Origin of the sequence: Pseudorhodobacter sp. (genome assembly GCF_030452865.1) — a bacterium.
GTDB lineage: Bacteria > Pseudomonadota > Alphaproteobacteria > Rhodobacterales > Rhodobacteraceae > Pseudorhodobacter.
Map to the genome: position 1 here is coordinate 1 of NZ_JAKDLJ010000161.1, position 7565 is coordinate 7565.

General features: G+C 58.4%; 8 protein-coding genes. 4 read left to right on the plus strand and 4 right to left on the minus strand.

The features are described from left to right. The 3 genes from L0H65_RS10635 to L0H65_RS10645 all read right to left on the minus strand — a co-directional run. A partial coding sequence (locus L0H65_RS10635) for a TRAP transporter large permease subunit (protein ID WP_301458876.1) occupies positions 1 to 614 on the minus strand: 614 nt, incomplete at its 3' end. Then, positions 604 to 1107 (minus strand): TRAP transporter small permease subunit, encoded by a 504-nt coding sequence (locus L0H65_RS10640; RefSeq protein WP_301458878.1) that lies wholly within the window; start codon positions 1105 to 1107, stop codon positions 604 to 606. The genes L0H65_RS10635 and L0H65_RS10640, both read right to left, overlap by 11 nt. 350 nt (positions 1108 to 1457) lie before the next feature. Further along, the gene (locus L0H65_RS10645; protein WP_301458879.1) at positions 1458 to 2264 is read right to left on the minus strand and encodes a response regulator; all 807 of its coding nucleotides are present in this window, start codon (positions 2262 to 2264) and stop codon (positions 1458 to 1460) included. 88 nt (positions 2265 to 2352) lie between these two features. On the opposite strand from L0H65_RS10645, the gene L0H65_RS10650 reads away from it, so the two are divergent. The 4 genes from L0H65_RS10650 to L0H65_RS10665 all read left to right on the plus strand — a co-directional run bounded on the left by L0H65_RS10650 (position 2353) and on the right by L0H65_RS10665 (position 6539). Then, complete coding sequence (locus L0H65_RS10650) at positions 2353 to 2523, plus strand: NepR family anti-sigma factor (RefSeq protein WP_301458881.1); 171 nt, start codon at positions 2353 to 2355, stop codon at positions 2521 to 2523. Next, positions 2520 to 3116 carry an RNA polymerase sigma factor gene (locus tag L0H65_RS10655; protein WP_301458882.1) on the plus strand — a complete coding sequence of 199 codons (597 nt, stop codon included), beginning with the start codon at positions 2520 to 2522 and terminating at the stop codon, positions 3114 to 3116. The genes L0H65_RS10650 and L0H65_RS10655 overlap by 4 nt, the downstream gene beginning before the upstream one ends. Then, positions 3113 to 4876 carry a sensor histidine kinase gene (locus L0H65_RS10660; protein ID WP_301458883.1) on the plus strand — a complete coding sequence of 588 codons (1764 nt, stop codon included), beginning with the start codon at positions 3113 to 3115 and terminating at the stop codon, positions 4874 to 4876. Before L0H65_RS10655 ends, L0H65_RS10660 begins: the two co-directional genes overlap by 4 nt. A gap of 97 nt (positions 4877 to 4973) precedes the next feature. Further along, the gene (locus L0H65_RS10665; RefSeq protein ID WP_301458885.1) at positions 4974 to 6539 is read left to right on the plus strand and encodes a phospholipase D-like domain-containing protein; all 1566 of its coding nucleotides are present in this window, start codon (positions 4974 to 4976) and stop codon (positions 6537 to 6539) included. A gap of 27 nt (positions 6540 to 6566) precedes the next feature. Here L0H65_RS10665 and L0H65_RS10670 read toward each other — a convergent pair. Beyond that, positions 6567 to 7565: AI-2E family transporter (locus tag L0H65_RS10670; RefSeq protein ID WP_301458887.1), on the minus strand; the 999-nt coding region annotated here is incomplete at its 5' end.

Consider the following 7565-nt stretch of genomic DNA (forward strand, 5'->3'; position numbering starts at 1 on the left):
ATATCGGGCCGGACGAGGGCAACGATCACCACCCAGACGGCATAGAGCCGCCCCAGAATGACGCCCGGAATCATAGCGCCTGCAAACAACTCCCCCACCGATAGCGGCGAATAGCTGGCCATCAGGATCAGCATGATGGAGGGTGGGATCAGGATGCCAAGGCAGCCCGAGGCGGCAATAACCCCGGTCGTCAGCGTCGGTGAATAGCCATATTGCAGCATCGGACGCAGTGCCATCACGCCCATGACCGTGATTGACGCCCCGATGATCCCCGTCGTTGCGGCCAGCAGGATCGAGATGAACACGACCGCCAGCGCCAAGCCGCCGCGCACATTGGACAGCAGCAACCGCAGGCTTTCGAACATCTTGTCGGTCACGCCACTGTCAGACAGAAATCGTGCCATGAGAATGAACAGCGGAATGGCGATGAGCGCGTAATTGTCCAGCACGTCGCCGAAAATCCGGTTGATGACGATGCCGAGAACCATCGGCTTGCCGGCGATCAGCGTGCCCAGAACCGCCGTCCCGCCAAGGACAAAGGCAAGCGGATGCCCCATGAACAGGCCCAGCAACAGCAGCCCGAACATGGCCAGTGCGATAAATTCAGGCGTCATTGTGCAGCGGCTCCTGCCGGTTGAGGACGAGTTTCAGAAACTCCGCAATGCCTTGCAACATCAACAATGCCGCAGCCGCAGCCATGGCGAGTTTCAGAGGATAAACCGGCAGTTGGATGGAACCATAGGTGGTTTCGCCCTGATGATAGGACCGCATGCCAAATTCCCAGCTTCGGGTCAGAAAGACATAGGCAAAGGGAAAGAAAAAGATCACATAGCCCGCCGCTTCGACCCAACGCCGGGCATTCACCGACAGGCGCTCGGTCACCAGATCAACCTTGACATGCGACCCGTGCCGCAACGCATAACCGCCCAGAAGCACGAAGTAGAATCCATAAAGCTGTTTGGTCACGTCAAACGCCCAACGGGTCGGACTGTTGAGCGCATAGCGCATGAACACGTCATAAATGATGATGACCGCAAAGATCATTGCGACAACCGCGACGACCCGACCCACCACCTCATTCAGACCGTCAATTGCACGGATAATCATATCGACCCTCTCCAACTTGCGCAGAGGGTTGCCCAGCAGAAGCCCAAAGGCAAGGAGATTTATCAGGAAATGCAATATGTTGGCGGTAACAGTGCGGGTTCCCCGGCGGCACCTTCGCGTCTGTGCAAACTTGGTTTGCGGTTCGCACTTGGTCACAAATTCTTGAAAAAAGGCAGCTTTTCACGTTTCCGTGAGGTGCAGAAATGCCAGATCTTCCCTCGAAATGGGAAATCGCCTTGGCACGGCGCATACAAAGCAAAAACCGGACAAAGGGTCGCAGGCAGTCTGTTCCGGCACCGCGATGACAAAGCCACAGGCGCAGTGCCGGACCCGGAAGGCGTTTGAAAGATTCAGGTCAGCAACGTCTCGGTAGATGCGAAGAACATCGCCTGACTGACCGCTGATCGGACCTGTTCTTCGGTGAACGGCTTTGTAATCAGGAAAGCCGGTTCCGGCTTCTTTCCGGTCAACAACTTCTCCGGGAACGCGGTGATGAAAATCACCGGAATCGCATTGAACTGCGCCAGAATGTCATTCACCGCATCAACTCCGGAGGAGTTGTCAGCCAACTGGATATCGGCAAGGATCAGGTCTGGGCGTTCCTCACTGGCAAAAGCCACCGCTTCCCGCCGGGTCCGGGCAACATTGGTGACCTTATGGCCCAGCTCCTCGACAATCGCTTCGATATCCATTGCGATGATGGCCTCATCCTCGATCACCAGAACCCTGCCTGTCGTCGCCTGCCGCATTTCATCGCGCGCGATGCCGATGCTTTCGGCGGCGCCATCGGCGCTCAGGTCCAGAATCTGGCCAATCTCGGCGAAGTTGAACCCTTCGATAGCGTGGAGCAACAAGGCCTCACGCGAATTGGCGGTCAGGCGGGACATATGCGATTGCGCACGATCAGAAAGCGTGGTTTCCGACTCCCCCAAGGGTGCGCCGGCGCTGGTCCAGACCAGATGGAAGGCCCGGAACAGCGCAACCTTCGCATCGACGCCGTCAATCGGGAGCCCATCGGCAAGGATGGATTCCAGCGCCGCCGCCGCATAGCTGTCGCCCGATTGCTGGCTTCCGGTCAAAGCACGAGCATACCGCCGCAAGAAGGGCAGGCATATTCCGATTTGCTCCACCAGAACGGCATCAACGCTTGAAGGCATATTTTTTTGCTCCCATGTCCATTTTATATGGAACCTAACTCATCGCCGGGTGTTTTGTTCCATAGCAGTGTGCAGAATTGGATGTGTGATGGCAAAAAGTAAAAAAAGGGAACCCGAAACAGCCAAGGAAACCGACAGCGTGCAGTTACTGATTGATCAAAATCTGCGAAAAGTATACGGGAAAACCCTGCTGGAAGACATCCCGGACCGCTTTTCCCAGCTTCTGGACCAGCTTCGGGCAAAGAGCGGTGCAAAATGACCGGCAAATCACCGACCCCCCAAACTGGGGATCCGAGGGATGAGTTGGTGGAGCATCTGGCACCTCTGCGCGCCTTCGCCATCAGTTTGACGCGCAATACCGCCGCTGCGGATGATCTGGTGCAGGACACCATCGTCAAGGCATGGACCAACATTGACAAATTTCAGGCCGGAACCAACTTGCGCGCTTGGCTTTTCACGATCCTGCGTAATACGTTCTTTTCGCACAAACGCAAACACCGCCGAGAGGTGCAGGACCCCGATGGCGTCTATGCGGGTATGTTGTTTGAGCGTCCGGCGCATGATGGCAAGCTGGCGTTCAATGATTTTCTGACTGCTTTCGATCAACTGCCTCCAATCCATCGGGAGGTCTTGATTCTTGTCGGCGCATCCGGCTTTTCCTATGAGGAAGCAGCGGAAATGACCGGCGTTGCCGTTGGAACCGTGAAAAGCCGCGCGAACCGCGCCCGGGCGGGCCTGTGCGACCTGCTGGGACTGAAAGCCGGCGAGACCCCCTTGAGCGGCGACAACGATATGACCTTGGCGATCGGCTCCAAATCAAGCACAGGGAGACCGGGTGAGGCCGCAGCATGACGCATGGGCCGATGTGGTTGCTGCGTGCAACGACGGATCGGCTGAGCTTTCGGATCGCCTTCCTGCTGGCCGTGGTCCTGTTTCCGCTGACGCTCGCGGCCAGTTACACCGCTTCGGCGCTGATGATCGAGGCGCGGGGTCGGGCGCAAGCCGCGCTCAAGGGTGAAACCGTGATGGCGGCGGGGGAGGAGTTGCGCAACATCAACCGGGTGGTCGGCGCGGCAGAAGCCCTTGCGCTGATTTTGCCGCCGCTGGCAGGTGACGCAACCGCCTGCACCAAGATGGCAATGGAATTTCAGGCGGGACGACCAGAATTCAGCTTCGTTGGTCTGATGGGCAATGATAATGTGACCACCTGTTCAACGCGGCAGGCGCGCGCAGACTATTCTGATCAAGCCGTTTTCAAAACCGCATCGGACGAGGATAACGGCGTCATCCTGCTTCAGGGCCAGAGCAAGGATGACAACCAGCACCTGCTCACGATCACCGCACCTGCCTATGACACCGACCGGAATCGCGTAGGCTACGTTGCTCTGTCGATTCCGCACACACAGATGCAGGCACTGCCGCATCCACAAAACCAGCGAAAACAGTTGGACCTGCTGACTTATGACATCGACGGCGATCTGTTGACCGCATCCGTGCCGATGGAAGATGCCCAGCGTCTGCTGCCCAAAGACCGAGCGCTTGCCGCCCTGACCGGGCCGAACCCGGTCACCTTCGCGGATAGTGCAAATGATGATACCGAGCGGGTCTATGCCGTAGTCCCTTTGGTCGCGGGACAGGTTTTCGCGTTGGGCATCCGTGATGCCAGTGACAGTGTAAACATCCTGCCCGCCGTACTGGGCGCGCCTGTCCTCGTTCCCGGCCTGATCTGGTTGGCCAGCCTGATCGTGTCCTGGCTGGCGGTCGAATATCTGGTCATCCGCCATGTGCGAAGGCTGTCGACCTCGATCACCGCGTTTGCCCAGGGTGCGCGCATTATCGACGATGTGGAAATGGACGGCGCCGCCTTCGAAATCCGCGAGATTGCAGCGGCTTATGAAAGCCTGACCGACAACGTGATCCGCAACGAGGCGGAGCTTGAATATGCCATCCACGAACGCGAAGTTCTGCTGCGGGAGGTCCATCACCGCGTCAAGAACAACCTGCAACTGATCGCCTCGATCATGAGCATGCAAATCCGCCGTGAGAAGGTGCCGAAAGTCCGCATCATGCTCAAGGCGTTGCAGGACCGGGTGCTGAGCCTTGCAAGCGTCCACCGCGAGATGCTGCAAACCTCTGGGCTGGCGGATATCCACGCCGATGAATTGTTGCACAGCATTTTGCAGCAGATCGCAAGCCGTTCCGACGTTGATGCAGGCCCGGCGGCGAGAGGAATTTCGATCACGGATGATATTGATCCGGTCCGTATGACTCCGGATCAGGCGGTTCCGCTGGCGCTGCTGCTGACGGAAGCGATCAACACGGCCATTCAACATCTGGGCGATCTGGATGCACAGACCCCGCAGATACATGTTGCGTTCAAACGCCGTTCTGACGGCAAGTTTCAACTGTCGATCATCGCAGAACTGGAAGGCAAATATTCCCGAAATGCACCGGAATCGACTCAGGTTGACCTTGGCACCCAGCTGATGATCGGCTTCGGGCGCCAGCTTGGCGCGAAGCTGGAGCAAGCGATTGCTGACGGACGGTATCGGGCGACCATAATCTTCGATCTGATGGAACTGGCGCAGGGTGATGCGAATGCACCAGCCTGAGGATCGAGAAAACCCGCTTTCCAGTTTGACAGGAACCCCGTTGCGCCCCATGACGTTGAAGCATTGATGCAAAGAACTGAACCAAGGTCGCCATTCAATGCCCGCCTATGCCAAACTCGGCCCCGCCTTTCAAGTTTTGCTGACCGCAGATGAGGCCTATCCGGCCTTGGAACACGCCTTTCTGGCCGCCAAAACAGAAATCTGGGCGAGTTTTCGAATCTTCGATCTCAAAACCCGGCTCCGTTCGGCGAACGCGATGGTTATCGGCAAGACATGGTTTGATCTGTTTATCCATACGCTGAGGCGCGGCGTGAACATCAACATCGTTATCGCCGATTTTGACCCGGCGGCATCGCTTGATCTGCACAGGGGAACGTGGCGCAGTATCCGGATGTGCAATGCTGCGGCGGAACTGGCCTCCGGACCAAGCAGCGGTAAACTGACTGCAACCCCGGCGCTCCATTGCGCCAAGATCGGGTCAGTGCCGCGCGTTCTGGTTTGGCCCGCGATAAGGAGCCAGATCAAGAAAATTGCCGCGCGCCTGAACCAGATGCCGATGGCGGAGCGGACAGCCATGCTGCGCGAAATACCGATTGCGCTGCAAAACCTGCGCCTGGCGCCGGATGGTACGTTGCGCGCCTGCGCGTTTCCGGTGCCGCACCTTTTCCCCGTCACCCATCACCAGAAACTCGCGGTGATTGACCGCGCCGTGCTGTATATCGGCGGGCTTGACCTGAACGAACGGCGCTTTGACACCGCTGACCATGACCGTCAAAGCGCGCAGACATGGCATGACGTGCAGCTTATGGTGCGCGGTCCGGTCGTAAAAGAGGCGCAGCAGCATCTGGAAACCTTCCGCGACGTGACGAACGGAAAAGCCGCGCCCGAAAAGCCGCGCCGCCTATTGCGCACGCTGTCAAAACCGCGCGCGTTCGCGTTCATGGCTTTTGCCCCGCGCCCGGTGGCGCAGGACATCGCGAAAGCGCATGAGATGTTGGCGAAACGCGCAAGCCGCCTCATCTATATCGAAACGCAATATTTCCGCGACAGGCGGCTGGCGCATTTCTTCGCCCGCATGGCGCGGGAAACGCCCGATCTGGGGATGATCCTGATGCTTACTGCCGCGCCCGATGATGTGGCGTTTGACGGTAACCGCGGCCTCGATGCGCGGTTTGGTGAGTTTCTGCAGGCCCGTGCGTTGCGCAAGCTGCAAAAAGCCTTCGGCGCGCGGCTGTTCGTCGGCTGCCCGGTACAGCCTAAAGCCGCAGAACCGCAAAGCAAAGGCACCCGCGCGCAGCTTTACGGCGCACCGATTGTCTATATCCACGCCAAGGTTTCCATCTTTGATCGCAACGCCGCCATCGTGTCCTCCGCCAATCTCAACGGGCGCAGCCTGCGTTGGGATACCGAAGCGGGGTTGTTCATTTCCAAGCGCCCCGAGGTGGAGGAGTTGCGCCAGCGTGTCATGCGGCATTGGTTGCCGGACGATGCGGAACCCGAACTTCTTGACGACGCAACCGCAGTGGCAAGCTGGTCGGCACTGGCTCGGCAGAATGCCAAGACCGCCCCGGAACAGCGGCGTGGCTTCGTGCTTCCCTATGACCTCAAGGCGCCACAGGATTTCGGGGTTGAAGTGCCACTCATTCCGGAAGGCGCGATGTAGGCATGTTGTCGCATTGAGTGACCGGCCTCAGGCCGCTTTGGCGGCAGTCTGCGCTCCTTCGGGGCCGGCGCTCAACACCACCACCCAAAGCAGAAGCGGGATCGCGACAATGCCGCCAATCGGTCCCCAAAGCCAGATCCCGAAAATCAGCGACAGGAACACCAGCAGCGGGTTCAACTGCATGTGGCGTCCGACAAGCGCCGGGGTGACGAACTGGCCTTCGATGGTATTCAGCACCAGAAATGACAAAGCGGGCAGCAATGCCTGACCGCCATCAAACGCCCCTACCCCGGCGAACAGCATGACGACGGCGAAGGTGAACGGACCAAGGTACACCACGAAATTCAGAAAGAACGCGAGCAGCCCCCACATCGCCGCCCCCGGCATGCCAAGGATCTGCAAAACCGTTCCGGTTGCCGCGCCCAAAGCAAAATTGATCAGTGTGATCGTTAGAAAATAGCGCGCGACAGACCGTTCGGCCCGACGCAGCGTCAGCGCCATATGCGCGCGGTTGCCTTTGCCCGAAAGATGCAAAGCAACCCAATCGTAAATGTCACGCCGCGACATCAGGAAAAAGAACAAGACGCCCGAAAACACCAGAATTTGCGACACGACCGCCGGGGCGATCATCAATGCCTCGGACAGGCTTGGCAACACGTCCGGGGCTGCGGCCTCGGTCGCCGCTTTCGCCTCGGGCACCACCGCATTCTGCATTTCATCTTTCACATCGGATAGACCACGAATCAGCTTTTGCACCAGAACAACGACATCCTGCATGTCCGCCCAAACCTTCGGCGCGGTTTCGACCAGTTGCGAAATCATTGGCTGCAAAATCAGAATGAACCCTGCAAGCACTACCAGCGTCGTTACCATGCCCACCAAAGCGCCCACGACCGGGGAGTACCCACGCTGTTCCCAAAAATCGGAAAGAGGTGACAGAACAACACCGGTGATCAACGCCAGCGCCATCGGCGCAGTGATGCTTTCAAGCGCGTTCAAGGCGGCGAAACACACCACGATGCCGAT

Excerpts from the sequence above, each read along its gene's own strand:
- L0H65_RS10640 (WP_301458878.1), bottom strand. The coding sequence starts at position 1,107 with ATGATTATCCGTGCAATTGACGGTCTGAATGAGGTGGTGGGTCGGGTC.
- L0H65_RS10645 (WP_301458879.1), bottom strand. The coding sequence starts at position 2,264 with ATGCCTTCAAGCGTTGATGCCGTTCTGGTGGAGCAAATCGGAATATGC.
- L0H65_RS10650 (WP_301458881.1), top strand. The coding sequence starts at position 2,353 with ATGGCAAAAAGTAAAAAAAGGGAACCCGAAACAGCCAAGGAAACCGAC.
- L0H65_RS10655 (WP_301458882.1), top strand. The coding sequence starts at position 2,520 with ATGACCGGCAAATCACCGACCCCCCAAACTGGGGATCCGAGGGATGAG.
- L0H65_RS10660 (WP_301458883.1), top strand. The coding sequence starts at position 3,113 with ATGACGCATGGGCCGATGTGGTTGCTGCGTGCAACGACGGATCGGCTG.
- L0H65_RS10665 (WP_301458885.1), top strand. The coding sequence starts at position 4,974 with ATGCCCGCCTATGCCAAACTCGGCCCCGCCTTTCAAGTTTTGCTGACC.